This window comes from Streptomyces sp. Z423-1, assembly GCF_013009255.1.
GTDB classification, from domain to species: domain Bacteria; phylum Actinomycetota; class Actinomycetes; order Streptomycetales; family Streptomycetaceae; genus Streptomyces; species Streptomyces gossypiisoli.
Genome location: NZ_CP053109.1, coordinates 6,054,494 through 6,079,426, shown reverse-complemented (window position 1 = coordinate 6,079,426; position 24,933 = coordinate 6,054,494). Strand labels below are relative to the sequence as shown.

General features: G+C 69.9%; 25 protein-coding genes. 11 read left to right on the top strand and 14 right to left on the bottom strand.

Annotation, left to right across the window (positions count from 1 at the left end; all coding sequences use genetic code 11):
* Positions 1–7 precede the first annotated feature (7 nt).
* Both HJD23_RS27345 and iolC read right to left on the bottom strand, forming a co-directional pair.
* Positions 8–889: a deoxyribose-phosphate aldolase gene (locus HJD23_RS27345; RefSeq protein WP_171116514.1), complete on the bottom strand. Its 882-nt coding sequence runs from the start codon at positions 887–889 to the stop codon at positions 8–10.
* Complete coding sequence (gene iolC, locus HJD23_RS27340; RefSeq protein ID WP_240980823.1) at positions 886–1,905, bottom strand: 5-dehydro-2-deoxygluconokinase; 1,020 nt, start codon at positions 1,903–1,905, stop codon at positions 886–888. The genes HJD23_RS27345 and iolC overlap by 4 nt, the downstream gene beginning before the upstream one ends.
* A gap of 348 nt (positions 1,906–2,253) precedes the next feature.
* Here iolC and HJD23_RS27335 point away from each other — a divergent pair, with 348 nt between their 5' ends.
* Both HJD23_RS27335 and HJD23_RS27330 read left to right on the top strand, forming a co-directional pair.
* A complete protein-coding gene (locus HJD23_RS27335) occupies positions 2,254–2,454 on the top strand; it encodes a MerR family transcriptional regulator (protein ID WP_171116516.1) in 201 nt (66 codons plus the stop codon).
* A gap of 57 nt (positions 2,455–2,511) precedes the next feature.
* Positions 2,512–3,147 carry a GNAT family protein gene (locus HJD23_RS27330; protein WP_171116517.1) on the top strand — a complete coding sequence of 212 codons (636 nt, stop codon included), beginning with the start codon at positions 2,512–2,514 and terminating at the stop codon, positions 3,145–3,147.
* 194 nt (positions 3,148–3,341) lie between these two features.
* Here HJD23_RS27330 and HJD23_RS27325 read toward each other — a convergent pair whose 3' ends face one another.
* Together HJD23_RS27325 and HJD23_RS27320 are read right to left on the bottom strand one after the other, a co-directional pair.
* Complete coding sequence (locus HJD23_RS27325) at positions 3,342–4,385, bottom strand: zinc-dependent alcohol dehydrogenase family protein (RefSeq protein WP_171116518.1); 1,044 nt, start codon at positions 4,383–4,385, stop codon at positions 3,342–3,344.
* A gap of 180 nt (positions 4,386–4,565) precedes the next feature.
* On the bottom strand, positions 4,566–4,727 hold the full coding sequence (locus HJD23_RS27320; RefSeq protein WP_171116519.1) for a hypothetical protein: 162 nt from the start codon (positions 4,725–4,727) through the stop codon (positions 4,566–4,568).
* A gap of 56 nt (positions 4,728–4,783) precedes the next feature.
* Between HJD23_RS27320 and HJD23_RS27315 the strand changes: the two genes are divergently transcribed.
* The gene (locus HJD23_RS27315) at positions 4,784–5,023 is read left to right on the top strand and encodes a heavy-metal-associated domain-containing protein (protein ID WP_171116520.1); all 240 of its coding nucleotides are present in this window, start codon (positions 4,784–4,786) and stop codon (positions 5,021–5,023) included.
* A gap of 92 nt (positions 5,024–5,115) precedes the next feature.
* The gene (locus HJD23_RS27310) at positions 5,116–7,380 is read left to right on the top strand and encodes a heavy metal translocating P-type ATPase (RefSeq protein WP_171116521.1); all 2,265 of its coding nucleotides are present in this window, start codon (positions 5,116–5,118) and stop codon (positions 7,378–7,380) included.
* A gap of 634 nt (positions 7,381–8,014) precedes the next feature.
* Here the strand turns inward: HJD23_RS27310 and HJD23_RS27305 are convergent.
* Positions 8,015–9,304, bottom strand: coding sequence for a citrate synthase (locus HJD23_RS27305; RefSeq protein WP_171116522.1), 1,290 nt, complete (start codon positions 9,302–9,304; stop codon positions 8,015–8,017).
* Between the two features lie 228 nt (positions 9,305–9,532).
* A complete protein-coding gene (locus tag HJD23_RS27300) occupies positions 9,533–11,794 on the bottom strand; it encodes an ATP-dependent RecD-like DNA helicase (protein ID WP_171116525.1) in 2,262 nt (753 codons plus the stop codon).
* Between the two features lie 129 nt (positions 11,795–11,923).
* On the opposite strand from HJD23_RS27300, the gene HJD23_RS27295 reads away from it, so the two are divergent.
* Positions 11,924–12,325 (top strand): hypothetical protein, encoded by a 402-nt coding sequence (locus tag HJD23_RS27295; RefSeq protein ID WP_171116528.1) that lies wholly within the window; start codon positions 11,924–11,926, stop codon positions 12,323–12,325.
* An 88-nt stretch (positions 12,326–12,413) separates the two neighbouring features.
* Here HJD23_RS27295 and HJD23_RS27290 read toward each other — a convergent pair whose 3' ends face one another.
* From HJD23_RS27290 to HJD23_RS27255, 8 genes are read right to left on the bottom strand one after another with little or no spacing between them, the layout of a single operon-like run.
* Positions 12,414–13,031: a hypothetical protein gene (locus HJD23_RS27290; protein WP_171116530.1), complete on the bottom strand. Its 618-nt coding sequence runs from the start codon at positions 13,029–13,031 to the stop codon at positions 12,414–12,416.
* Complete coding sequence (locus tag HJD23_RS43085; protein ID WP_206326309.1) at positions 13,007–13,498, bottom strand: hypothetical protein; 492 nt, start codon at positions 13,496–13,498, stop codon at positions 13,007–13,009. The genes HJD23_RS27290 and HJD23_RS43085 overlap by 25 nt, the downstream gene beginning before the upstream one ends.
* 2 nt (positions 13,499–13,500) lie before the next feature.
* Complete coding sequence (locus HJD23_RS27280) at positions 13,501–14,310, bottom strand: hypothetical protein (RefSeq protein ID WP_240980822.1); 810 nt, start codon at positions 14,308–14,310, stop codon at positions 13,501–13,503.
* Between the two features lie 19 nt (positions 14,311–14,329).
* Entirely contained in the window at positions 14,330–14,596 is a 267-nt protein-coding gene (locus HJD23_RS27275) for a hypothetical protein (RefSeq protein WP_171116532.1), read from the bottom strand.
* 3 nt (positions 14,597–14,599) lie between these two features.
* A complete protein-coding gene (locus HJD23_RS44115) occupies positions 14,600–16,828 on the bottom strand; it encodes a hypothetical protein (RefSeq protein WP_346770344.1) in 2,229 nt (742 codons plus the stop codon).
* Positions 16,803–17,192 carry a DUF6507 family protein gene (locus HJD23_RS27265; protein WP_171134081.1) on the bottom strand — a complete coding sequence of 130 codons (390 nt, stop codon included), beginning with the start codon at positions 17,190–17,192 and terminating at the stop codon, positions 16,803–16,805. The genes HJD23_RS44115 and HJD23_RS27265 overlap by 26 nt, the downstream gene beginning before the upstream one ends.
* 44 nt (positions 17,193–17,236) lie before the next feature.
* A complete protein-coding gene (locus HJD23_RS27260) occupies positions 17,237–17,551 on the bottom strand; it encodes a pore-forming ESAT-6 family protein (RefSeq protein ID WP_171134147.1) in 315 nt (104 codons plus the stop codon).
* A gap of 59 nt (positions 17,552–17,610) precedes the next feature.
* Positions 17,611–17,937 carry a hypothetical protein gene (locus tag HJD23_RS27255; RefSeq protein WP_171108878.1) on the bottom strand — a complete coding sequence of 109 codons (327 nt, stop codon included), beginning with the start codon at positions 17,935–17,937 and terminating at the stop codon, positions 17,611–17,613.
* A 279-nt stretch (positions 17,938–18,216) separates the two neighbouring features.
* Between HJD23_RS27255 and HJD23_RS27250 the strand changes: the two genes are divergently transcribed.
* The 6 genes from HJD23_RS27250 (at position 18,217) to HJD23_RS27225 (ending at position 24,831) form a co-directional block, all read left to right on the top strand.
* Complete coding sequence (locus HJD23_RS27250; RefSeq protein ID WP_171113967.1) at positions 18,217–19,254, top strand: LacI family DNA-binding transcriptional regulator; 1,038 nt, start codon at positions 18,217–18,219, stop codon at positions 19,252–19,254.
* Positions 19,251–20,795, top strand: coding sequence for a sugar ABC transporter ATP-binding protein (locus HJD23_RS27245; RefSeq protein ID WP_171113966.1), 1,545 nt, complete (start codon positions 19,251–19,253; stop codon positions 20,793–20,795). The genes HJD23_RS27250 and HJD23_RS27245 overlap by 4 nt, the downstream gene beginning before the upstream one ends.
* Positions 20,785–22,743: a substrate-binding domain-containing protein gene (locus HJD23_RS27240; protein ID WP_171113965.1), complete on the top strand. Its 1,959-nt coding sequence runs from the start codon at positions 20,785–20,787 to the stop codon at positions 22,741–22,743. Before HJD23_RS27245 ends, HJD23_RS27240 begins: the two co-directional genes overlap by 11 nt.
* A 71-nt stretch (positions 22,744–22,814) precedes the next feature.
* Positions 22,815–23,717 (top strand): ribokinase, encoded by a 903-nt coding sequence (locus HJD23_RS27235; RefSeq protein WP_141314855.1) that lies wholly within the window; start codon positions 22,815–22,817, stop codon positions 23,715–23,717.
* The gene (gene rbsD / locus HJD23_RS27230) at positions 23,714–24,103 is read left to right on the top strand and encodes a D-ribose pyranase (RefSeq protein ID WP_171113964.1); all 390 of its coding nucleotides are present in this window, start codon (positions 23,714–23,716) and stop codon (positions 24,101–24,103) included. Before HJD23_RS27235 ends, rbsD begins: the two co-directional genes overlap by 4 nt.
* Before the next feature lie 92 nt (positions 24,104–24,195).
* On the top strand, positions 24,196–24,831 hold the full coding sequence (locus HJD23_RS27225; protein WP_171113963.1) for a hypothetical protein: 636 nt from the start codon (positions 24,196–24,198) through the stop codon (positions 24,829–24,831).
* The last annotated feature ends 102 nt before the right edge of the window (positions 24,832–24,933 follow it).

Below are 24,933 nucleotides of genomic sequence, written 5' to 3'. Positions count from 1 at the left end.
GCGGCCCTCACAGCAGTCCTACGGCGGTGTCCACGGCGGCGGCCACATCGCCGTCCACCGGGTACAGCAGCGACCGGCCGACCACCAGCCCCCGCACGGTGGGGAGTTGGAGGGCGCCGCGCCACTTCTCGTACGCGCTGTCCTGATCGTCCCCGACCTCGCCGCCCAGCAGCACGGCGGGCAGGGTCGTGGTCTCCATGACCCTGGCCATGTCGTCGGGGTTCTCGGTGACGGGGACCTTCAGCCAGGTGTACGCCGAACTGCCGCCCAGCCCCGAGGCGATGGCGATGGACCGGGTGACGGCGTCGGCGGACAGGTCGTTGCGCAGCCGCCCGTCGGCGTCCCGGCGGCTGATGAACGGCTCGACGAAGACGGGCAGGCGGCGCGCCGCCATGTCGTCGATGGCCCGGGCCGTGGACTCCAGGGTGGTCAGGGAGCCCGGGTCGTCGTAGTCGATGCGCAGCAGCAGCTTGCCGGCGTCGAAACCGAGGCGCTCTATGTCCTCGGGGCGGTGGCCGGTGAAGCGGTCGTCGAGTTCGAAGCGGGCGCCCTGGAGGCCACCGCGGTTCATCGAGCCCATGACGACCTTGTCGTCGAGGGCGCCGAGCAGCAGCAGGTCGTCCAGTATGTCGGCGGTGGCGAGGACGCCGTCCACGCCGGGACGGCTGAGCGCCAGGCAGAGGCGTTCGAGCAGGTCGGCGCGGTTGGCCATGGCCATCTTGCGGTTGCCGACCCCGAGGGCGCCCCGGGCCGGGTGGTCGGCGGCGACGATCATGAGGCGGCCGGCCGCGTTGAGCAGCGGGCGGCGGACGCGGCGGGCGGCGGCATCGGCGATCGCCTCGGGGCGGTGGGTGCGGGTGCGGACGAGGTCGGCGATGTCGACGGTCACTGGGGGGCTCCCGGGGTGTCGGCGGGGGCCGGGGTGTCGGCGGGGGCCGGGGTGCCGGCTTGGGCGGTGTGTACGGCGCCTGCCCTCAAGGCCGCCTCCACCTCGGCCTCGGTGGGCATCGCGGAGGAGCACTCCAGGCGGGAGGCGACGATGGCGCCGGCGGCGTTGGCGTGGCGCATGGTCTTCTCCAGGTCCCAGCCGGCCAGCAGGCCGTGGCAGAGCGAGCCGCCGAAGGCGTCACCGGCGCCGAGTCCGTTGAGGACGTCGACCGGCAGCGGGGGGACCTCGACGGACTCGCCCGCGTCGCTGACGGCGAGGACGCCCTTGGGGCCCTGCTTGACAACGGCGACGGACACACCGGCGTCGAGGAGCGCGGCCGCCGCGGCGTGCGGTTCGCGGACGCCGGTGGCGACCTCCACCTCGTCGAGGTTGCCGACGGCGACGGTGGTGTGCTTCAGGGCCTCGGCGTAGAAGGGGCGGGCCGCGTCCGGGTCGGTCCAGAACATGGGGCGCCAGTCGAGGTCGAAGACCGTGGTGCCGGACTTGTTGCGGTGGGCGAGGGCCGCGAGGGTCGCCGTCCGGCTGGGCTCCTCGCTCAGGCCGGTGCCGGTGACCCAGAAGATGCTCGCCGCGCGGATGGCGTCGAGGTCCAGCTGGTGGGCGTCGATCTCCAGGTCGGGGGCCTTGGGCTGCCGGTAGAAGTACAGCGGGAAGTCGTCCGGCGGGAAGACCTCGCAGAAGGTGACCGGGGTCGGCAGTCCGGGCACGGGCGTGACCCAGCGGTCGTCGACACCGAAGTCGCGCAGCGCCTCGTGCAGATAGGTGCCGAACGGGTCGTCGCCGGTGCGGGTGATCACTGCCGTGCGGCGGCCCAGGCGGGCGGCGGCGACGGCGACGTTGGTCGCGGATCCGCCGAGGAACTTGCCGAAGGACGTCACCTGTGGGAGCGGGACGCCGGTCTGCAGTGGGTAGAGGTCCACGCCGATCCGCCCCATGGTGATCAGGTCGTACGCCATCGAGATCCCTTCGCGTTCCCGTCGCGCCGTCGTCGGCGGCTCTCTCCGGTTTCTAGTCGCCGGGCATGAGGCCTGTCAATAGTTTGTCCAGACATTCGGACCAGCGGGGGAGGTGGTGGCCATAAATGAGCGGTGTGCCTTTGCTTCGGATCTGTCACGAACGCCACTGCCCTGTCATGCATGTCCCGAGTACGCGGCCCTGCGTCACATTCGGACCACAGGCACTTCCTCGCCGTCACTCTCCGTCGTTGACCGGGCACAGGCTTGCTGACTGATCGCCAGCGCAGTGCCCGGCTCCCCCGACGGCCGCCCCCGGCCGCCGCCGCGGCACGCGCAGGGAGGTGCCTCATGACCGACCGAAGGCTCTGGTCGTACAAGGAGATCGCGGCGCACATCAGCGTGCAGCCGGACACCGTGCGGTCGTACCGCAAGCACGGGCTGCTGCCCCCGCCGGACCACGTGGAGGGCGGCAAGCCCTATTGGTACGCGGATACGGTCCGCGCCTGGGTCGCGTCCCGGCCGGGGAATCGCGGGCGGCGAGCGGACTGACCACTGCAGACGGAATTTCCGTGGTGCCCCACGTTCGCGTGCGGCACAGTCGTGCGCATGAGCTTCTCCGAGAAACCCGTGCTCACCGGCGTCAGGACCGTGCTGCGGCCGTTCACGGAGGCCGACGCGGAGACGATCTGGGAGATCCTGAGCGACCCCGAGGTCATCCGCTTCACCTTCGACCCGTCCACCGAACTCACCCTGACGGGCCTGCGTTCCTGGTACGGCTCCCGGTCCGACCAGCCCGACCGGCTCGACCTCGCCGTCACCGACCGCGACACCGGCGAGGTCGTCGGCGAGGTCGTCCTCAACGAGTGGGACCCCCACACGCGCAGTTGCAACTTCCGCACCCTCATCGGCCCGCGCGGCCGCGGTCGGGGCCTCGGCACGGAGGCCACCCGGCTCATCGTCGGCCACGGCTTCGAGCAACTCGGGCTGCGTCGCATCCACTTGGAGGCGTACGGCGACAACCACCGCGCCCTGCGCGTCTACCGGAAGGTCGGTTTCGTGGTCGAGGGCGTGCGACGGGAGTCGGCCCGGCGGGACGGGGAGTGGGTGGACGAGGTGCTGATGGCCGTCCTCGACCGGGAGTGGGCCGTGCACCGCGGACACGTCGAGGTGCCGCGGGACTGGGCCGTCCGTCGGGGGTGGGGCGAGGTCGCTCGGGAAGCGGGCGTCCATCGTCGGGGGTAGGGCGAGGTCGCTCGGGAAGCAGCCGTCCATCGTCCGGGGTAGGCCGAGGTCCCTCGGGAAGCAGCCGTCCATCGTCCGGGGTAGGCCGAGGCCCCTCGGGAAGCAGCCATCCATCGTCCGGGGTAGGCCGAGGCCCCTCGGGAAGCAGCCATCCATCGTCCGGGGATAGACCGAGGTCCCTCGGGACTTCGGCGTCAGCTCCACGGCTCGATGACCGTCACCCCCGCGCCCGGCGCGCTGCCCAGCGCCGCGAGCGCGGCCGGGGTCGCATCCAGGGGAATGGTCGCGGTCACCAGCAGGTCGGGGCGCAGGGTGCCCGCGCGGACCGACTCCAGCATCGGCGGATAGGTGTGGGCCGCCATGCCGTGGCTGCCGAGCAGTTCCAGCTCCAGGGCGACCGCGCGGGCCATCGGCACGGGCGTGGTGCCCGTGGGTGAGGGGAGCAGGCCGACCTGGACGTGCCGGCCGCGACGGCGCAGGCCGTCGACGGAGGCGGCGCAGGTGGCCGGGGACCCGAGGGCGTCGAGGGAGAGGTGGGCGCCGCCGCCGGTGAGGTCCCGGATCGCCGCCGCCGTGTCCTCGGTCCGGGCCGCGCCCACGCACTGCGCCGCCCCGAACTTCCGTGCCAGGTCCAACGCCTGCGCCGATACGTCGACGGCGACGACCCTCGCCCCCGACGCCGCGGCGATCATCACCGCCGACAGGCCCACTCCCCCGCACCCGTGCACCGCGACCCACTCCCCCGCCGCCACCCGGCCCTGCTGCACGACCGCCCGGAACGCCGTGGCGAACCGGCACCCCAGCGAGGCCGCCGTGGCGAAGGTCATGCCGTCCGGTACGGCGACGAGGTTCACGTCGGCGTGGTCCAGCGCCACGTACTGGGCGAACGAGCCCCAGTGCGTGAAGCCGGGCTGCGTCTGCCGCTCGCACACCTGCTGGTCGCCGGCGGCGCAGGACGGGCAGGTGCCGCAGGCGCACACGAACGGCACGGTGACCCGGTCGCCGGGCCGCCAGCCGGTCACGCGGGCGCCCACCGCCTCGACGACACCGGCGAGTTCATGACCGGGGACGTGCGGCAGCACGATGTCCGGGTCGTGGCCCTGCCAGCCGTGCCAGTCGCTGCGGCACAGCCCGGTCGCCTCGACCCGCACCACGACGCCGTGCTCCGCGGGCCGCGGTTCGGCCACCTCGCGCACCTCGGCGGGTTCCCCGAACCGCTCGAACACCACAGCCCGCATCCGTCGCCCCTCGCCTTCGTCTCGTCCGGACCCTGGGGCACACCGCCCCGGCCCTGCCGGAACGCTAGCCTCCGGCCGCGACCTTGTCGCGCGACCGCAGCCCTGTCCCCAGCCGCCACCACTCCCCCTCGCCGCGCCGGAACCACACAAGAAGCGGGCGCGGGGCGCCCGTCAGACGCATCACCGCCGGACCAGCAGGCCGCGGACCACCATCGCGTCCATCAGGACCGCCGCGGCCGTCCCCAAGCGGAGCATCCCGCGTCGGTGACGCGGGAGGCCGAGCGCGCCGCCCCGCCGTGACCCCTCCTGGATAAGTACCCCCAGGGGGTATAGTGTGGTCATGTAAGGGGACCCTCCTGGGCCCCGCCAGTCCCACCTGGCTCGACGAGGAGAACGACATGACCGCGCAGACCGACGCCCAGGGTTCCGTCACCGCCGTCTACAAGGTGAGCGGGATGAGCTGCGGACACTGTGAAGGCGCCGTCTCCGGCGAGATCTCCCAGTTGCCCGGCGTCAGCTCGGTGAAGGCCGTCGCGGCCAGCGGTGAGGTCACGGTCGTCTCCGCGACCGACCTGGACGAGGAGGCCGTACGCGCGGCCGTCGACGAGGCCGGCTTCGAGCTGGTCGGCCGCGCCTGAAGCACGCTTCGCCGCACCGGGCCGTACCGGAGGACCGACCCCCAGACCGGTCCCGTACGGTCCGGTCCGTCGTCTGGAGTCGGAGTCGGACAATGAGCAGCACCACCACGACCAGCACCACCACACGGACCTCCATAGACACGCCGGGCACGCCGGGCACGCCGGTCTCCGATGTCGAACTGATGATCGGCGGGATGACCTGCGCCTCCTGCGCGGCCCGCGTCGAGAAGAAGCTCAACCGGATGGACGGCGTCAGCGCCACGGTGAACTACGCGACGGAGAAGGCACGCGTCACCTACCCGGCCGGGATCGAGGTCGCCGACCTGATCGCCACCGTCGTGAAGACGGGCTACACGGCCGAGGAGCCCGCACCGCCGCAGCCCGAACCGGAACAGGCGCCCCAGGATCCCGAGCTGACCGCCCTGCGGCAGCGGCTGATCGTTTCCGCGCTGCTCGCCGCCCCCGTCGTCCTGCTCGCGATGATCCCCGCTCTCCAGTTCGACAACTGGCAATGGCTGTCCCTCACCCTCGCCGCGCCCGTCGTCGTCTGGGGCGGCCTGCCCTTCCACACGGCCGCCTGGACCAACGCCCGGCACGCCGCGGCCACCATGGACACCCTCGTCTCGGTGGGTACGCTGGCCGCGTTCGGCTGGTCGCTGTGGGCGCTGTTCTTCGGGCACGCGGGCATGCCGGGCATGCGGCACCCGTTCGAGCTCACCGTCTCCCGCACGGACGGCGCCTCGACGATCTACCTGGAAGTGGCCGCCGGAGTCATCGCGTTCATCCTCCTCGGCCGCTATCTGGAGGCCCGCTCCAAGCGCCGCGCGGGCGCCGCGCTACGGGCCCTGATGGAGCTCGGCGCGAAGGACGTGGCGGTGCTGCGCGACGGGCGCGAGGTCCGGGTGCCGGTCACCGAGCTGGCCGTCGGCGACCGGTTCGTCGTACGTCCCGGCGAGAAGGTCGCCACCGACGGCACGGTCGTGGAGGGCGCCTCCGCGGTCGACGTCTCGATGCTGACCGGCGAGTCCGTGCCGGTGGACGTGACGGCCGGGGACGCGGTGGCCGGGGCGACCGTGAACGCCGGGGGCCGGCTGGTCGTCGAGGCCACCCGGGTCGGCGCCGACACCCAGCTGGCGCGGATGGCCCGGCTGGTGGAGGAGGCGCAGAACGGCAAGGCGGAGGTGCAGCGGCTCGCGGACCGGATCTCCGGGATCTTCGTGCCCGTCGTCCTGGCGCTCGCGACGGCCACCTTCGGCGGGTGGCTCGGCGCGACCGGCGACACGGTCGCCGCCTTCACCGCGGCCGTCGCCGTACTGATCATCGCCTGCCCGTGCGCCCTGGGCCTGGCCACCCCGACCGCGCTGATGGTCGGCACGGGCCGCGGCGCGCAGCTCGGCATCCTGATCAAGGGCCCCGAGGTACTGGAGTCCACTCGCCGCGTCGACACCGTCGTCCTGGACAAGACCGGAACGGTGACCACCGGCCGGATGACCCTCCAGGAGGTGTACGTCGCCGAAGGCGCCGACGAGCGGGAGGTGCTGCGGCTCGCGGGCGCCCTCGAACACGCCTCCGAACACCCGGTCGCCCGGGCCGTGGCCGCCGGTGCCGAGAAGCGGGTCGGGGAGCTGCCGGCGGCCGAGCGGTTCGAGAACGTGCCCGGGCGGGGCGTACGCGGACGCGTGGCGGGTCTAGAGGTGGCCGTGGGGCGGCTCTTCGACGAGCTGCCGGAGGACCTGGCGCGCGCCCGCGACAAGGCCGAGAACAGCGGTCGTACGGCCGTCGTGGTCGGCTGGGACGGGGTCGCGCGCGGGGTGCTCGCGGTCGCGGACGCCGTGAAGGACACCAGCGCGCAGGCCGTGCGCGAGTTGCGCACGCTGGGGCTCACGCCGGTGCTGCTGACCGGGGACAACCGGCGGGTGACCGAGGCGGTGGCGGAGGCCGTCGGTATCGATCAGGTGATCGCCGAGGTGCTGCCCGAGGACAAGGTCGCGGTCGTACGGCGACTGCAGGCCGAGGGGCGGACGGTCGCCATGGTGGGGGACGGCGTCAACGACGCGGCCGCGCTGGCCACCGCCGATCTGGGGCTCGCGATGGGCACGGGCACCGACGCGGCGATCGAGGCGGGCGACCTCACCCTCGTCCGCGGGGACCTCCGGGTGGCGGCGGACGCGATCCGGCTCTCCCGCCGGACGCTCGCGACGATCAAGGGCAACCTCGTCTGGGCGTTCGGCTACAACGTGGCCGCGCTGCCGCTTGCCGCGGCGGGCCTGCTGAACCCGATGATCGCGGGAGCGGCGATGGCGCTGTCGTCGGTGTTCGTGGTGACGAACAGTCTGCGGCTGCGGGCGTTCCGCTGAGCCCGGACGTCGAAGACCGGATGTCGTCCGGACGTTTGAAGACCGGACGTTGAAGACCGGACGATCCGCTGAAAAGGCAGGATCCCCCTTCAGTCCGACGCGAGCCTCACATAAGCTCTTCACAAGGCTCGCGCATCATCCTTACGCTTGAGCCCCGTTCGTCGTATCGGGCATCTTGCGTATCTAACGGGACATATGCAAGAGACGCAGATCACAGTGATGTGAAGGTAACCATCGAAGGGGTTCGAAGGTCTAAGTTGGCGATGTCAGAGGGCGTCTTGGGGGGCGCCACCTGGCATCTGGGGATGTCTTGGGGGACTTCCTCAGAGATGCGTTGCCGGGGCACGTACACCGGGGAGCTTTGAGCGGCCCTCCCAGCGTGCGCTGTCCCGGCAGACCGCAGCCGGCAGCAAGGCAGCAGTACCGCAGTAACAGCGATTCAGGCGCTGGTTTCTCACAGGCGCCCGGCCGGATCCCGTGGGGGGAATCCGCACCGGGACATGGGAAGGCGCCCTGGTCGTCGGCCCGTGGGGGGACCGGCGTACCGGGGCGCCTTCTGCATTGCGCTACGGATGCTCAGCACCACTGGGTGCGGCCGCCTGCTGTGCGTCAGGCGGCCGCGGGAATCAGCGGCTCAGCGCTCCTCGACCGGGACGAAGTCGCGGTCGACGACGCCCGTGTAGATCTGGCGCGGGCGGCCGATACGGGAGCCCGGCTCCTTGATCATCTCGTGCCACTGGGCGATCCAGCCCGGCAGCCGGCCGAGGGCGAACAGGACCGTGAACATCTCGGTCGGGAAGCCCATGGCCCGGTAGATCAGACCCGTGTAGAAGTCGACGTTCGGGTAGAGCTTGCGCTCGGTGAAGTAGCTGTCGGAGAGCGCGTGCTCCTCCAGCTTCAGCGCGATGTCCAGCAGCTCGTCGGACTTGCCGAGCGCGGACAGCACATCGTGCGCGGCGGCCTTGATGATCTTGGCGCGCGGGTCGAAGTTCTTGTAGACCCGGTGGCCGAAGCCCATCAGACGGACGCCGTCCTCCTTGTTCTTCACCTTGCGGATGAAGGAGTCGACGTCACCGCCGGAGTCGCGGATGCCCTCCAGCATCTCCAGCACCGACTGGTTGGCGCCGCCGTGCAGCGGGCCCCACAGGGCGCTGATGCCGGCGGAGATCGAGGCGAACATGTTCGCCTGCGAGGAGCCGACCAGGCGGACCGTGGAGGTCGAGCAGTTCTGCTCGTGGTCCGCGTGCAGGATCAGCAGCTTGTCCAGCGCGGCGACCACGATCGGGTCGAGCTCGTACTCCTGGGCCGGGACCGAGAAGGTCATGCGCAGGAAGTTCTCGACGTAACCGAGGTCGTTGCGCGGGTAGACGAACGGGTGACCGATCGACTTCTTGTACGCGTACGCCGCGATCGTCGGGAGCTTGGCGAGCAGCCGGACGGTGGAGAGGTTGCGCTGCCGCTCGTCGAACGGGTTGTGGCTGTCCTGGTAGAAGGTCGACAGCGCCGAGACGACCGACGACAGCATGGCCATCGGGTGGGCGTCGCGCGGGAAGCCCTTGTAGAAGTTCTTGACGTCCTCGTGCAGCAGGGTGTGCCGCGTGATCTCGTCCTTGAAGCCGGTGAGCTGGTCGACGGTCGGCAGCTCACCGTTGATCAGCAGGTACGCCACCTCAAGGAACGTGGAGCGCTCGGCCAGCTGCTCGATCGGGTAACCGCGGTAGCGGAGGATGCCGGCCTCGCCGTCCAGATAGGTGATGGCGGATTTATAGGCGGCGGTGTTGCCGTAACCGCTGTCCAGGGTCACGAGACCGGTCTGGGTCCGGAGCTTTCCGATGTCGAAGCCCTTGTCCCCGACGGTGCTGTCGATCACCGGGTAGGTGTACTCGCTGCCGTCGTACCGCAGTACTACAGAGTTGTCGCTCACGTCTTCCCTCACCGACGTAGTGCCTCATCTTCGAGGTGCCCTGACTGTCTCTACCATCCCCCATTTGGCTCAGGAGAGTGCACTCGGGGTCGACCATTGGGCTTATCGGCGGCACTCAGTGCCGCCAACCTGCCATCCTGCCCGGTTGATACCCCATCCGGAAGTGCTCTGTGACCTTTGCGACTCGTTTGATCGATCATTTTTGCCCGCCGGGGATCAATCCGGGGATCAAGGACGCAGGGGCCGGGGTGCGAGCCTGAAGTCGAGGGCCGTGCAGCGGCGTCCCGCCGACACCGTGCGCACCGCCTGGCCGATCGCCTTGCGCGAACCGACGAGGACGACCAGTTGCTTGGCCCGGGTGACCGCCGTGTAGAGCAGGTTGCGTTGGAGCATCATCCAGGCGCTCGTGGTCACCGGAATGACCACCGCCGGGTATTCGCTCCCCTGCGAGCGGTGGATGGTCACCGCGTAGGCGTGTGCCAGTTCGTCCAGTTCGTCGAATTCGTACGGAACCTCCTCGTCCTCGTCCGTCAGCACCGTGAGGCGCTGGTCGACCGGGTCGAGCGAGGTGACCACGCCCACGGTGCCGTTGAAGACACCGTTTTTCCCTTTCTCGTAATTGTTGCGAATCTGGGTGACCTTGTCGCCGACCCGGAACACCCGCCCGCCGAACCGCTTCTCCGGCACATCGGGGCGGCCCGGGGTGATGGCCTGCTGGAGGAGACCGTTGAGCGTGCCGGCGCCGGCGGGCCCTCGGTGCATGGGGGCGAGGACCTGGACGTCCCGGCGGGGGTCGAGCCCGAACCTGGCCGGAATGCGACGGGCCGCCACGTCCACGGTGAGCCGTCCGACGGCCTCCGTGTCGTCCTCGACGAAGAGGAAGAAGTCCTTCATGCCGTCGGTGACGGGGTGCTGTCCGGCGTTGATCCGGTGCGCGTTGGTCACGACCCCCGACTGCTGGGCCTGCCGGAAGACGCGGGTGAGGCGGACGGCGGGGATCGGGCTGCCGTCGGCGAGGAGGTCCCGCAGGACCTCGCCCGCGCCGACGCTGGGGAGCTGGTCGACGTCGCCGACGAAGAGGAGGTGGGCGCCCGGCGGTACGGCCTTGACGAGCTTGTTGGCGAGGAGGAGGTCCAGCATGGAGGCCTCGTCGACGACCACGAGGTCGGCGTCGAGGGGGCGGTCTTTGTCGTAGGCGGCGTCTCCGCCGGGTTTGAGTTCGAGGAGCCGGTGGACGGTGGAGGCCTCGGCGCCGGTGAGCTCGGCGAGCCGCTTGGCGGCGCGGCCCGTGGGGGCGGCGAGCACGACCTTGGCCTTCTTGGCGCGGGCCAGCTCCACGATCGACCGCACGGTGAAGGACTTGCCGCAACCGGGACCGCCGGTGAGTACGGCGACCTTCTGCGTCAGCGCCAGCTTGACGGCGGCCTCCTGCTCGGGGGCGAGGTCGGTGCCGGTACGGCCCTTCAGCCACGCCAGTGCCTTGTCCCAGGCGACGTCGTGGAAGCCGGGCATGCGGTCCTGCTCGGTGCGCAGGAGGCGCAGGAGCTGGGCGGAGAGGGAGAGTTCGGCGCGGTGGAAGGGGACGAGGTAGACGGCGGTGACGGGTTCGCCGTGCTCACCGGGCACCTGTTCGCGTACGGCACCGGGCTCGCCGGAGTCCTCGTCCGGCATGGCCAGCTCGGCGAGGCACTCGATGACGAGCCCGGTGTCGACCTGGAGCAACTTGACGGCGTCGGCGATGAGCCGCTCCTCGGGCAGGAAGCAGTGCCCCTGGTCCGCCGACTGCGAAAGGGCGTACTGCAGGCCCGCCTTGACGCGCTCCGGGCTGTCGTGCGGGATGCCGACGGACTGGGCGATCTTGTCGGCGGTGAGGAAGCCGATGCCCCAGACGTCGGCGGCCAGCCGGTACGGCTGGTTCTTCACGACGGAGATGGAGGCGTCGCCGTACTTCTTGTAGATGCGCACGGCGATGGAGGTGGACACCTCGACGGTCTGGAGGAAGAGCATGACCTCCTTGATGGCCTTCTGCTCCTCCCAGGCGTCGGCGATCTTCTTGGTCCTCTTCGGGCCGAGGCCGGGGACCTCGATCAGCCGCTTGGGCTCCTCCTCGATGATCTTCAGGGTGTCCAGGCCGAAGTGCTGGGTGATGCGGTCGGCGAAGACCGGGCCGATGCCCTTGACCAGGCCGGAGCCGAGGTAGCGGCGGATGCCCTGGACGGTGGCCGGGAGGACCGTCGTGTAGTTCTCGACGGTGAACTGTTTGCCGTACTGCGGGTGGGAGCCCCATCTGCCCTCCATCCGCAGCGACTCCCCCACCTGCGCGCCGAGCAGCGCGCCGACGACCGTGAGGAGGTCGCCGCCGCCTCGGCCGGTGTCGACGCGGGCGACCGTGTAGCCGTTCTCCTCGTTGGCGTACGTGATCCGTTCGAGGACGCCTTCGAGGACGGCGAGTCGGCGGTCGCCGGGTGCGGGTGCCGTCTGGTTGGACATGATCCGAAGGTACCGCTGGGGTCTGACAGTGGGGGGAGGGAAGGGAAGGGGAGAGGCTGGGGAAGGGGGAGAAGCTGGGGAAGGGGACGGGCGGGCCGGGGCATGTTCCGCCGGATCTAGAGTCCCCGCATGGCTGACATGCTCGCTGTGGACCTGGCCCTCGATCTCGCACCGACCGTGCCGGGGGCCGTCCTCGACACGCTGCGGTGGCACCTCGGCCTCGGCGGGCCGGAACCGGTCGACGCCTCGCCGGACCTGTTCCCTCTCCTCGCGGAGCGCGGGCCCGCCGCGAAGATCGGCGGAGTCCTCACGGGCGAACTGCACCAGGCCGGCGAGCACTGGTCACTGACCGCACGGCAGGAGATCCACGCGGAGTTCCTGCCGGGCCTCGAACCACTGCTGGTGGCGCTGGCTGCTCACGCGCGGTGGCCGGGAGTCATCGGGCAGGTGAGGTTCTACGAGGAGGATGTGCCCGAGCTGCTGGTCGGTCGGGCGGGGAGGCTGGTCAGGGTTGGGCTGCGGGTGGCGTGAGCGGCAGGCTGCGTGATCCCGGTCGACTCTCGTAGACCCGGTGTGCTGCGCTGGTCGTCGCGGCGCACCTCGCATGCTGCTCTCTGCTCTATTCGCTGAGCCCCACAACGCACCAGCCCCGCCGGGCAGCTTCGCTCAGGACGTGGCCCCACTCCTCCAGGAGGCCTCTGAACTCGCGGAAGTTGCCTACCCACCCATGGGGGAGTGCGGCATGCTCGGTGAAGGCCTGTTCCATTCCGCCGAGGCCAGGCCGTATTCGCTCCCAGGTCCCGGCCAGTACCCGCACACTGTCCGGTGACCGTGCGAGCAGCACGCCGTAGAAGCCGGGGCCCTCGCTGAAGAAGCCGGAATCAATGTGCCCCGCCTCTCCGTTCAGCCCGTTCCAGATCAACCCGAGCAACAGGGTGTCGATTTCGGACCGGAGCTGAGGATCAACATGGTCGCGAGCGGATTCCCAGCGTTGTCCGGCCCAGAAGTGCGCCTTGAACGAGCCACTGGTGTGCACGAACTCGTACACCGCGAAGAGGGAACTGTTGGGCCCCTGCGGCCACTTCCAGTCCCCCACTACCGCGGCCGCGCTATCCCAGTCCCAGAACCCCGTCTCGTCGTCGTACCAGGCATCCCTGAGCCGCTCCAGCCGCTCCCCGGGCGGAACCTCCTCCAACCACGACCGGTCTGCGATCAGCACAGTGATGTCCAGCCCCATGGTGGGGAGCGTACCGATCGCCTATGAACCGGATTCGGGTCGTGTCCCCTGTCGTGGTGTAGCTCATGGTGGCCAGGCCGAGGATGGCGTCTGGGATGAGGAAAGGCGGTCAAGTCCTCCGCCAGGTCCGAGTCGGCGCCGGCCCTGCTCGTCCATGCGCAGTCCTCCACGAGCGTCATCCCATTCGCGACGAGCACCCCCTTCGCCGCGAGCACACCATTGGGATGCCATGTCTTGAACTCGCCGACGGGCAGCCCGGCGCGTAGTGCTCCCTCGGAGCGGAGGGTGCCGTCCTTGTACCACTGGCGGGAGGGCCCGTCCCTGTAACCGCCGACGTAGGTGTCGAGGCTGACGAGGCTCTCCGTGAGATAGTCGGTCACCTCGCCGGTGAACGGTTCGCCGCGGTAGTACGGCCGCTCCGAAACGTCCATGTCCACTTCGGGATCGTCGATGTCGATTCGTCGCACGGTCACCCTGCCGGATTCGACACAGGCGCATTGCGCTGTCCCCGGGATCCGAGTGCCCGCCTGATCTCGTCCCGCACCTTGTCAGTGCCCAGACTTGACAGATATTCCGAGAACTCACGGGCCTCAGATGTCCGCGAACGCTGCACGATTGCCACAGCGTGCATGAGGGCGCGGGGACTGGTGTCCTGGCTGAGTACCTCATGGCCGAGACGCACGGCGGCGGGCCCGTCAACGGTCGCCACAGCTGCCGCCAGGTCGACGAGCTGGGTCGTCAGGTCGAATCCCTGCGAGCGACGCTCGGCCAACTGGACCACACCCCTGCCGATGACCTCATGGATCTCAGGCAGCAAAGCCCTGACCGTCTCCGAGTCGAGCAGGTCCGCGAGCTTTTCGTCGAAGTACTCCCTGTCGGCAATCCCTACCAACGACCGGAAGGTATCGGTCCGCAGATCCCAGGTGCCCTTTTCCCGCGCCAGGTCGTCACTGTCACACACAGCCACTGACAGCTGCGCGAAGGTGTTGTCGACGGAGAACTTCCGGTCGATGAGGATGTCGTACCAGGGGGCACTCTTCGGATCACGGGCGAGGGCGATCACCGTTTCGTAACCCGCTGGCTCAGCCCATGTCGTCAGCGCCACGCAGGCCAGGAAGCGCTCCCTCTCGGGTGCCGATCCATCGTTCATCAACTCGATCAGCCCAGGCACGCGTTCACGATGCCGAGCATCATCCAGAGCCTCGTAGATGACGTCGTCCACATCCTCGGTCGGCCGCCCGTCGAAGTCGGTACCGAGCAGTGCTTCGAACCGGCCCAAGTGAGACTCCTCAACCATGTCAGCCACCGAACGGCCCCTCGATGTACTCTCGCGGCACAACGCCCTTGATCAGCCATTCCTCGTCGCGCCGAGTATTCATCATGTCGATCATACGCTGGGCGATTCGCTTGGCCTTGGACTTGCTGAGGCCCATGGACTGTGCGTGCTCCAGGGCTTGAGCCCTGGTTGCGTTGGGTGGAACCGTCAGATCAACGGGCTTTCCAGCGATCTCATTCGCGTTCTGCTGGATGATGCTCTGCACGCGTTCCGGCGAATAGACCTCCACACCTTAAACCCGCCCATTCGCAATGTCGTGCTCCAGCCTCTCCAGGTCGACGCGAATCCTGTTCGAGCCGAACGCCTTCGCATTCGCGCCCTCGGCGCTCAGCGAGGTGAAGGGGCTGTCAGACTTGGCGGGGTCACGTCCCACGACATGATCGACGACACTCGCCTGTCCGTCAGGGTTGGCAGGTACCAAATCCCCATTCTCATTGAGGTGCGATTTACGCTGCCCTCTGCTGTTGTGATCGGACTGGAAATTGTCATCCTGGCGGACGAGCCCGGGCTTTCTGTCGCCTGGACCAGGATCACCGTCACGGGGTGGCGGGGCAGCGTCGCCGTCGTCGCCACCGGATCCGTGGACGTCGGCACCTCCGCTGTTGTCACCACCGTGTGAGGCCCCCGAGGCCTCATCGCTATGGCTACCGCCGGTGCCGAGGTCGTTGGTGGCGCCGCCGGGCAGGTTGTCCCCCGCGCCGGCGCCGGGTACCTGGTTGCCGGTGGTTCCGGCGGGGGTGTGGGTGTCCACGCTGTTGGTCGGCATGTTGTCGCCGACCCCGCCCCCGGGGAGGTTGTCCGCGGTGCCGCCGGGGAGGTGGTTGCCCAGACCGGTGCCAGGCAGGTCGGTGCCCGCGTGGACGGCTGGGGTGACGGGGACGTCCTCGCCGACGCGGCCGATGTCGCCCAGGTCGTCGAGGCCGTCGCCCAGGCGGATGTGCTGGGCGGCGTTGTCGGCGGTGTGGGCTGCCGCGCCGGCCATGGCCGGTTCGCGGAGTGGGGAGTCCACGCGGGGGACGTCCGCTCCGGCGGGCGGGGTGCCGGTGTCGGGCTGGTCGACGAGGTCGCCGGGGCCGTCGTCGGACTTCTGGATGACGTTGCCGCCCTCGTCGAGGATGTTGCCGTCGGGGTCGTAGTAGCGGGCCGGGGCGCCGTCCTCGGTGGGCAGCTTCACCGTGCCCTCGGGCAGGGCCGGGGCGTCGTCGGGCAGCTTGACCGCGCCCTCGGGCAGCTCCACCGCACCCGCGGGAACCGGGGTGCCTTCCGGGAGCCTGACCGCGCCGTTGCCCAGGTCGACCGCGCCCGCCGGGAGCGGGGTGCCCTCGGGCAGCCTGACCGCACCGCCCTCGGGGATCCTGATCCCGCCCGCCGGGACCGCGGCACCCTCCGGGAGGTTCACCGTGCCATCGGGGAGGCGCACCGCGCCCTCGGGCAGGGTGATCGCGTTCTCCGGAAGCGCCGGGATGTCGATGTTGCCGACGCCCTTGAGGCTGGTGGCGATGTCGCCGATCTTCGACAGGCTCGCGCCCGCGCCCTTGGCGATGTACGTCATCGGGTCGATGGCCCTCGCCGTCGTGCCCAAAACCCGCGCCACCGCACCGGCCTTGCCCGCACCCGCCACGCCGGCGCCCGCACCACCCGTGAAGACGGTCGTGAGCACGTTGAAGGTGACCGCACCCGCCGCCCGGGCGGGGTTCTTGCCCCACTCATCCCACGCCACCAGCGCCTTGCCCGTCTCCTTCATCGCGGTGCGCGAATCACGGATCCAGGACGGCAACTTGTCGTCCGGCAACGCCCAGAACAGGGTGCCCACACCCGGGATCGAGGAAAGCGCCAGACCGGTCGCCAGCTGCGCCAGGCCCTTCCAGGCCTGCCCCATCGCCTCCCAGCCGCCGAAGCCGACCAGCGTGCCCAGACCCTTGATCGTGCCCCAGATACCGTCGACGATCAGGCCGTCCCACACGAACGACTTCACCCAGTGGCCGACCTCGTACCAGTGATGCTTCTCCTCCACCGGGTCACCCCAGGGAAGCTTCGCATTCTTCATGTCCTCCGCGGAGAACCCGTACTGATCCGCACGCTCCGAACCATCACCGGCCACCATCTGCGTCCCGCCCCACAACGCGGTGATCTTGTTGTGACACGTCCGCTCCGCCGCCCAAAACGCAGCCACCGTCGCGGTGATGTCATCACGCAGCTGGTTGTGCTCGCCGACCTTGTCCTCGTCGTACTCCCACTCGTCATCGTCCCTCACCGAGTCGACGAACGTCTGCGCCTTGGTCTTCAGCTCCTTCAGCCTGTCCCTCAGCGGCCGGATCTCGGTGGCATAAGCCGACAGCGCACCGGAGACGGTCTCCAGATCGTCCGCGAACGCGTCCGCCTTGTCCTTGACCGGCTTGGTCGTGGCGAACAGCTGCTCGGCTTCCGGCGCCTGGTCACGCCTCGCCCACCCCCGGCATATCCAGCTTCGGCGCCTTCAACGTATTGCGCTGCGCCTCCGCCGCCATCTCCATGTCACCGTTCAGATACGCCGTCGTCGCATCCACCACACCCTGCAACGACTTACCCGCACGCGCCGCCACGAACTGCAGATCCTTCGACGCACGCTCCGCGTACTGCGACAAGGCCAGAGCCACCAGACCGCCCTGCGCCTTCTCCCCGCCCTCACCGCCACCCTCGGCGGAAATGGTGCCCGCACTCGAAGCCGCCGACGTCAGATGCTCACCGAACGACTTGCCGTACTTCTCGAAGCCCGACGCCGTCTCACCCGTCGTCTTCAGCACACCCGAAATACCCTGCGGCTTCAGATCCCACCCGGGCACCACAAACCCCCGTACCGTCTACAGATCCAGCAACCCGACCGGCCCGCTCAGCCGATGTTGTCCACCGCCGCCTTCGCCCGCGACAACGTCGACTGCGCCGTCGCATCGTTCTTCTCCAGCGTCGTCTTCAGCAACTGAATGATGTTCCGCACCTCCTGCGAAGCACGGTTCCACCGCTGCTCCTTGCCGTGGTACTCATCCGCCACACCATCCGCCGTGAAGTCCGCCATCGCCGCCTTCACCTGACGATCCCGCTGACCGATGACCTCCTCCAACCGGCCGATCACCGCCTGAATGTTCGCCTGAGCATCCGTCGACGCACCCGTGTCATACGACCGACGATCCGCACCAGCACCCGCCATCACACACCACTCCCCGAGAAAGAAGACCGAACGAACCGAGCCGAACCGAACCCACAGCCTCAGCGGAACCGCGCCGCATCGAAGTTCGCAGCCCCCATCTGCTGCCGCGCATTGTCACCCTGCTCCTGATCACCCGAGCTGAACGCCGACTCCATACCCGACTGACCACCCAGAATCGCCGACAACGACCCGTTCAGCTCCGCCGTGATCTCATCCGCCCGCGCCTTGAACTGGTCGAACATCGCCCGACCCGTACCGTTGAACTTCCCCTCCAACGGCTGCGCCGCCTGCACCAACTGCCGGATCAGCGTCCCGAGATCATCACTCGACCCCCGCGAATCACGCATCAGCGACGACAGCGTCTGCGCACCCATGTCGAACTTCATACCGAACCCGCCTCCCCCATACGCGAATTGACTCCACCGAACGTTTCTGCGCTCACCATGTTCTCCACCACCGATCGCACCTGCAACCGTCTTCCGTCACAGCCCAGCTACAGGGCCACGCCTTGACGCCGTCGGCCGCCCCCTGAACCGGGCACTCGCCTCAAAGGTCACGATCCGGTCTCAGCCCCCACCCCACCTCTTGCCACCCCGGCATGTAATCGATTCCAATCCTCTCTACGCCCACTCGTGTAATCGATTCCACAAGGAGGTGGACCGGCGATGGCGAGCATCAAGGACGTCGCCGCCGAGGCCGGCGTCTCCGTCGCCACGGTCTCGCGTGTGCTGAACGACCACCCGTCGGTCAGCGCGGACGCACGCACGCGCGTGCTGGCCGCCGTCGAGACGCTGGGCTACCGCCCGAACGCCGTCGCCCGTTCCCTGCGCACCGACCAGACCCACACCCTCGGCCTGGTCATCAGCGACGTGCTGAATCCGTACTTCACCGAGCTGGCCCGCTCAGTGGAGGAGGAAGCCCGTGCGCTCGGGTACAGCGTGATCATCGGTAACGCCGACGAGCGGCCCGACCTCCAGGACCACCATGTACGGAACCTGCTGGACCGGCGTATCGACGGCCTCCTCGTCTCCCCCACCGACGGCGGCTCGCCGCTGATGCTGGACGCCGTGCGCGCGGGGACGCCGATGGTGTTCGTGGACCGGTGGATCCCGGGTGTGGACGTGCCCGTGGTGCGGGCCGACGGGCGGGCCGCCGTACGGGATCTCGTGGCGCATCTGCACGGGCTCGGGCACCGGCGGCTCGCGATCATCGCGGGACCGGCGGCCACCACGACCGGACGGGAACGCGTGGAGGCCTTCAGGGAGGCGCTCGGCGCGTACGGCCTCGACCTCCCCGCCGCCTACGTGGGCCAGGGCGACTTCCAGGCCGACAGCGGGCGCCGGGTCACCGAGGGCTTCCTCGATCTGCCCGAGCCGCCCGAGGTCGTCTTCGCGGCCGACAACCTGATGGCGCTCGGCGCGCTGGACGCCGTACGCGCGCGTGGGCTGCGCGTGCCCGACGACATCGCGCTCGCCGCCTTCGACGACATCCGGTGGTTCGTGCACACCGACCCGCCGGTCACCGCGATCGCCCAGCCCACCGGCGAGCTGGGGCGCGCCGCCGTGCGCGCGCTGGTCGCCCGGATCGAGGGGCGGCCGGGTGAGTCCGTGACCCTGCCTGCCCGTCTCGTCGTACGACGCTCGTGCGGCGAGGCCCCCTCAGCCGTACCGCCTCTGTCCCCTGTACGAAGGAGTACGTCGTGAGCGACCCGGACGAGTTGCTGCGTATCGAGGGCATCCGCAAGACCTTTCCCGGCGTGGTCGCGCTGGACGGCGTCGACTTCGATCTGCGCCGGGGTGAGGTGCATGTGCTGCTCGGAGAGAACGGGGCCGGCAAGAGCACGCTCATCAAGATGCTCTCCGGTGCCTACACGCCCGACGCCGGGCGGATCCTGGTGGGTGGTGAGGAGGTGCGCATCCACGGTGCGCAGGACTCCGAGCGGCTCGGGATCGCCACCATCTACCAGGAGTTCAATCTCGTTCCCGACCTGTCCGTCGCCGAGAACATCTTTCTCGGGCGGCAGCCCCGTCGGTTCGGGATGATCGACCGGAAGCGGATGGAGGCCGACGCCGAGGAGCTGCTCGCGCGCGTGGGCGTGAACGTGTCCCCACGCGCGCGTGTGCGTGAACTCGGTATCGCCCGGCTGCAGATGGTCGAGATCGCCAAGGCGCTCAGTCTCGACGCGCGCGTGCTCATCATGGACGAGCCGACCGCCGTACTCACCACCGAAGAGGTCGAGAAGCTGTTCGCCATCGTGCGGCAGCTGCGGGCGGACGGTGTCGGGGTCGTGTTCATCACGCATCACCTGGAGGAGATCGCCGCCCTCGGGGATCGCGTGACCGTCATCCGCGACGGGAAGAGCGTCGGGCAGGTGCCCGCCTCCACCGGTGAGGACGAGCTCGTACGGCTCATGGTGGGGCGGTCGATCGAGCAGCAGTACCCGCGGGAACGGGCTGAAGGGGCCGATGCCGGGGGCGCGTTGCTGGCCGTCGAGGGGCTCACTCGGGACGGGGTCTTCCATGACGTGAGTTTCGAGGTGCGGGCCGGTGAGGTCGTCGGGATCGCAGGGCTTGTCGGGGCGGGGCGTACGGAGGTCGTACGGGCCGTGTTCGGGGCCGATCCGTACGACAAGGGGGCCGTGAAGGTCGCGGGGGCGGCCGTGAGGCGTCATGACGTCAATGCCGCCATGGCCGCCGGGATCGGGCTCGTGCCCGAGGACCGCAAAGGGCAGGGGCTCGTGCTCGACGCATCCGTCGAGGAGAACCTCGGGCTGGTCACCCTGCGCAAGACCACCCGCGCCGGGCTGGTCGACCTCAGGGGGCAGCGGGAGGCCGCCACGCGGATCGCGGGGCAGCTCGGGGTGCGGATGGCCGGGCTCGGGCAGCAGGTGCGGACCCTGTCCGGCGGCAACCAGCAGAAGGTCGTCATCGGCAAGTGGCTGCTCGCCGACACCAAGGTGCTGATCCTCGACGAGCCGACGCGCGGGATCGATGTCGGCGCGAAGGTCGAGATCTACCGGCTCATCAACGAACTGACGGCCGCCGGCGCCGCCGTACTGATGATTTCCAGCGATCTGCCCGAGGTGCTCGGTATGAGCGACCGGGTGCTGGTGATGGCGCAGGGGCGGATCGCCGGTGAACTCCCCGCCGACGAGGCGACCCAGGACGCCGTGATGGCGCTCGCCGTCAGTAACCCCACTACCAGCACCCCCACTACCGAAACGGAGGCCTCCCGTGGCCACTGACACGCTCAAGAACTCCGCGGGCGCGGGTGGCGCCTCCGGCCCCGGCGGGCTGCGCCGACTGCTGCTCGACAACGGGGCGCTCACCGCGCTCATCGTCCTCGTCGTCGCGCTGTCGGCGCTGTCGGGGGACTTCCTGACCGCCGACAACCTGCTCAACATCGGCGTCCAGGCCGCCGTCACCGCGATCCTCGCCTTCGGTGTCACGTTCGTGATCGTGTCGGCGGGCATCGATCTGTCGGTGGGTTCGGTGGCGGCGTTGTCGGCCACCGTGCTGGCGTGGAGCGCCACCAATGAAGGCGTGCCTGTTGTGGTGGCGGTCGTCCTCGCCGTTGCCACGGGTGTGGCGTGCGGTCTGGTGAACGGTTTTCTGATCTCGTACGGCAAGCTGCCGCCGTTCATCGCGACGCTCGCCATGCTGTCCGTGGCGCGTGGGCTGTCGCTGGTCGTCTCGCAGGGTTCGCCGATCGCCTTTCCGGAGTCGGTCTCGCATCTCGGTGACACGCTCGGCGGGTGGCTGCCGGTGCCCGTGCTGGTGATGGTCGTCATGGGGCTGATCACGGCGTTCGTGCTGGGGCGGACGTACATCGGGCGGTCGATGTACGCGATCGGCGGCAACGAGGAGGCGGCCCGGCTGTCGGGGCTGCGGGTGAAGCGGCAGAAGCTCGTCATCTACGCGCTGTCCGGGCTGTTCGCCGCCGCCGCGGGCATCGTGCTCGCCTCCCGGCTGTCCTCGGCGCAGCCGCAGGCCGCGCAGGGCTACGAGCTGGACGCCATCGCGGCCGTCGTCATCGGCGGAGCCTCGCTCGCGGGCGGTACCGGCAAGGCGTCCGGGACGCTGATCGGTGCGCTGATCCTGGCGGTGCTGCGCAACGGCCTCAACCTGCTTTCCGTCTCCGCCTTCTGGCAGCAGGTCGTCATCGGTGTGGTGATCGCGCTGGCCGTGCTGCTCGACACCGTGCGGCGCAAGGCGGGGGCGACGCCGGTGGGTGCCGGTGGTGGGGGCGGTGCCAAGGGCAGGCAGGCGGTGACGTACCTTCTCGCCGCCGTGGTCGCGGCGGCGGTCGTGGGGGCGACGTCGCTGCTGCACAGTGGCTCGTCGGCTGCGGCGCAGCAGAAGGTCGGGCTGTCGCTGTCCACGCTGAACAACCCGTTCTTCGTGCAGATCCGGGCGGGCGCGGAGGCCGAGGCGAAGAAACTCGGTGTCGACCTGACCGTGACCGACGCGCAGAACGACGCCTCGCAGCAGGCCAACCAGTTGCAGAACTTCACCAGCGAGGGTCTGTCGTCGATCATCGTCAACCCGGTGGACTCCGACGCGGCGGGTCCGGCGGTGCGGGCGGCCAACCAGGCCGGTATTCCCGTCGTCGGCGTCGACCGGGGCGTCAACAAGGCGAAGACGGCCGCGCTGGTCGCCTCCGACAACGTCGAGGGCGGCGAGCTGGGGGCCAAGGCGCTCGCCGAGAAGCTGGGCGGCCGGGGCACGATCGTGATCCTGCAGGGCCAGGCCGGTACGTCCGCCAGCCGGGAGCGGGGGGCGGGCTTCGCCGAGGGGCTGAAGGCCTACCCGGGTATCAAGGTGGTCGCCAAGCAGCCCGCCGACTTCGACCGGACCAAGGGTCTCGACGTCATGACGAACCTCCTCCAGGCGCACCCCGACATCGACGGTGTCTTCGCGGAGAACGACGAGATGGCACTCGGCGCGATCAAGGCGCTGGGGTCGAAGGCCGGTACGTCGGTGCAGGTGGTCGGTTTCGACGGCACGCCGGACGGGCTGAAGGCGGTCCAGGACGGGACACTGTACGCGTCGGTGGCCCAGCAGCCCAGGGAACTCGGCCGGATCGCCGTGGACAACGCCCTGCGGGCCGCGGAGGGCGAGAAGGTGAGTGCGACGGTGAAGGTGCCGGTGAAGGTGGTCACGAAGGAGAACGTGGCCGGCTTCGGCGGCTGACCTCCGAGGGCACCGATCACTTACCAGGTAACCGATCACTTACCAGGTACGGGTATCAGGGGAGACCATTCATGTACGACTACGACCTCCTGGTCATCGGGTCGGCCAACGCCGATCTTGTGATCGGGGTCGAGCGGCGGCCGGGGGCCGGGGAGACGGTGCTCGGGTCCGATCTGGCCGTTCATCCGGGCGGCAAGGGCGCCAACCAGGCGGTCGCGGCCGCCCGGCTGGGGGCCCGTACGGCGTTGCTGGCCCGGGTCGGGGACGACGCGTACGGCCGGCTGTTGCTCGACTCGCAGCGGGCCGCCGGGGTGGACACCGTGGGCGTGCTGGTCGGCGGTGCGCCGACCGGCGTCGCGTTGATCACCGTGGACCCGTCCGGCGACAACAGCATCGTGGTGTCGCCGGGGGCGAACGGGAAGCTCACGCCCGAGGACGTGCGGGCGGCGGGGAGCCTTTTCCACGCATCCCGGGTCGTCTCGACGCAGCTGGAGATTCCGCTGGAGACGGTTGTGGAAGCGGTACGGAATCTGGCACCCGGCAGCCGGTTCGTACTGAACCCGTCGCCGCCGCGGCCGTTGCCGCCCGAGGTGCTGGCGGCGTGCGATCCGCTGATCGTGAACGAGCACGAGGCGAAGGTGGTCCTCGGTGACGCGCTGGTCGGCGACGACCCCGCCGACTGGGCGCGGATCCTGCTGGCGCGCGGGCCGCGTTCGGTGGTTGTGACGCTGGGTGCGGAGGGCGCGCTGGTGGCGTCCGCGGACGGCGTGGCCCGGGTGCCCTCCGTGAAGGTGGAGGCCATCGACACCACCGGCGCGGGCGACGCCTTCACGGCCGCCCTGGCCTGGCGGCTGGGGCAGGGCGACGCGCTCCCGGAGGCGGCGGCGTACGCGGCGCGGGTCGGGGCTGCGGCGGTGACGAAAGCGGGCGCGCAGGAGTCGTACCCGACGCCGGAAGAGGTCGACGCCCTGTGAAGAGGGCCGGGATCCTCAACCGTCATCTCGCCGGGGCGCTGGCCGAGTTGGGGCACGGGGACGGGGTGCTGGTGTGTGACGCCGGGATGCCGATTCCGGGCGGACCGCGCGTCGTCGACCTGGCGTTCCGGGCGGGGGTGCCGTCCTTCGCCGAGGTACTGGACGGGCTGCTGGCCGAGCTGGTCGTGGAGGGCGCGACCGCGGCGACGGAGGTACGGCGGGCCAATCCGGCGGCGGCCACGCTGCTGGACGGGCGCTTTCCCGACCTGGACCTCGTATCGCACGAGCGGCTCAAGGAGCTGTCGGGGGGCGCGCGGTTGGTCGTACGCACCGGGGAGGCGTCGCCGTACGCGAATGTGCTGCTGCGCTGCGGGGTGTTCTTCTGAGCCGCTTCCCGTCGGCACGAGTGGCCCGGTGGCGGGAGTTCCCGGATTGCTGCTGTCTGTACGAGAGAGGTGCGGACAGAAAGCGAGGGACCATGGGGAAGTACGGGCGCCTCGGGACGCCCCGGGCCACCGGGATCGCCGGGGTCGTCTTCGCGCTGTTGATGGCCGCGGCGATGATCCTGGTGCGCATCGCCCTGCCCGGCGGGGCCGGTGGGGCCGAGGTCGCCGTCGATGCCGGGCAGCGCAGCGCCGTGCGGACGGCGCTGGCGTTGCTGCCGTTCGCCGGGATCGCCTTCCTGTGGTTCATGGGCGCCCTGCGCGAGCAGGCCGGTGAGGGGGAGGACCGGTTCGTGTCCACCGTGTTCCTGGGCAGCGGATTGGTCTTCGTCGCCATGCTGTTCGGCAGTGCCGCGGCGGCGGCGACGGTGCTCGACGAGCGTCAGCAGGACGCGTCGTTCGGCCGCCACTTCGCCCACATCTTGCTGACCACGTACGGGCTGCGCATGGCGGCGGTGTTCATCTTCACCACCTCGACCATCGGCCGCCGCCTCGGCGTCTTCCCTCGCCCGCTCGTCGTCCTCGGTTACCTCGCGGGTCTGACGCTGCTCGTGGTGGGGGCGGACGTGCCCTGGACCGAGCTGGTCTTCCCGGCCTGGGCGCTGATCGTCAGCCTCGACATCCTGCTGGGACGGCGTCCCGCCGACTCACGGCCCGCCGCCGCGGGCTGAGCCGGACACGGCGTTCACTCCAACGGTCCTCTCCTCGTCGCCGCGCTCCCCCGGGACGCGGAGGATGGTCGCACGGGGGACCGGGCCGGTGGAGAGGACACA

Coding starts and splice junctions, on each gene's coding strand:
- HJD23_RS27225 (WP_171113963.1), top strand. CDS start 24,196: ATGGGGAAGTACGGGCGCCTCGGGACGCCCCGGGCCACCGGGATCGCC.
- HJD23_RS27255 (WP_171108878.1), bottom strand. CDS start 17,937: ATGAAGTTCGACATGGGTGCGCAGACGCTGTCGTCGCTGATGCGTGAT.
- HJD23_RS27250 (WP_171113967.1), top strand. CDS start 18,217: ATGGCGAGCATCAAGGACGTCGCCGCCGAGGCCGGCGTCTCCGTCGCC.
- HJD23_RS27300 (WP_171116525.1), bottom strand. CDS start 11,794: ATGTCCAACCAGACGGCACCCGCACCCGGCGACCGCCGACTCGCCGTC.
- HJD23_RS27315 (WP_171116520.1), top strand. CDS start 4,784: ATGACCGCGCAGACCGACGCCCAGGGTTCCGTCACCGCCGTCTACAAG.
- HJD23_RS27235 (WP_141314855.1), top strand. CDS start 22,815: ATGTACGACTACGACCTCCTGGTCATCGGGTCGGCCAACGCCGATCTT.
- HJD23_RS27295 (WP_171116528.1), top strand. CDS start 11,924: ATGGCTGACATGCTCGCTGTGGACCTGGCCCTCGATCTCGCACCGACC.
- HJD23_RS27290 (WP_171116530.1), bottom strand. CDS start 13,031: ATGGGGCTGGACATCACTGTGCTGATCGCAGACCGGTCGTGGTTGGAG.
- HJD23_RS27260 (WP_171134147.1), bottom strand. CDS start 17,551: ATGGCGGGTGCTGGTGCGGATCGTCGGTCGTATGACACGGGTGCGTCG.
- HJD23_RS27310 (WP_171116521.1), top strand. CDS start 5,116: ATGAGCAGCACCACCACGACCAGCACCACCACACGGACCTCCATAGAC.
- HJD23_RS27320 (WP_171116519.1), bottom strand. CDS start 4,727: ATGACCACACTATACCCCCTGGGGGTACTTATCCAGGAGGGGTCACGG.
- HJD23_RS27325 (WP_171116518.1), bottom strand. CDS start 4,385: ATGCGGGCTGTGGTGTTCGAGCGGTTCGGGGAACCCGCCGAGGTGCGC.
- iolC (WP_240980823.1), bottom strand. CDS start 1,905: ATGGCGTACGACCTGATCACCATGGGGCGGATCGGCGTGGACCTCTAC.
- HJD23_RS27335 (WP_171116516.1), top strand. CDS start 2,254: ATGACCGACCGAAGGCTCTGGTCGTACAAGGAGATCGCGGCGCACATC.
- HJD23_RS27330 (WP_171116517.1), top strand. CDS start 2,512: ATGAGCTTCTCCGAGAAACCCGTGCTCACCGGCGTCAGGACCGTGCTG.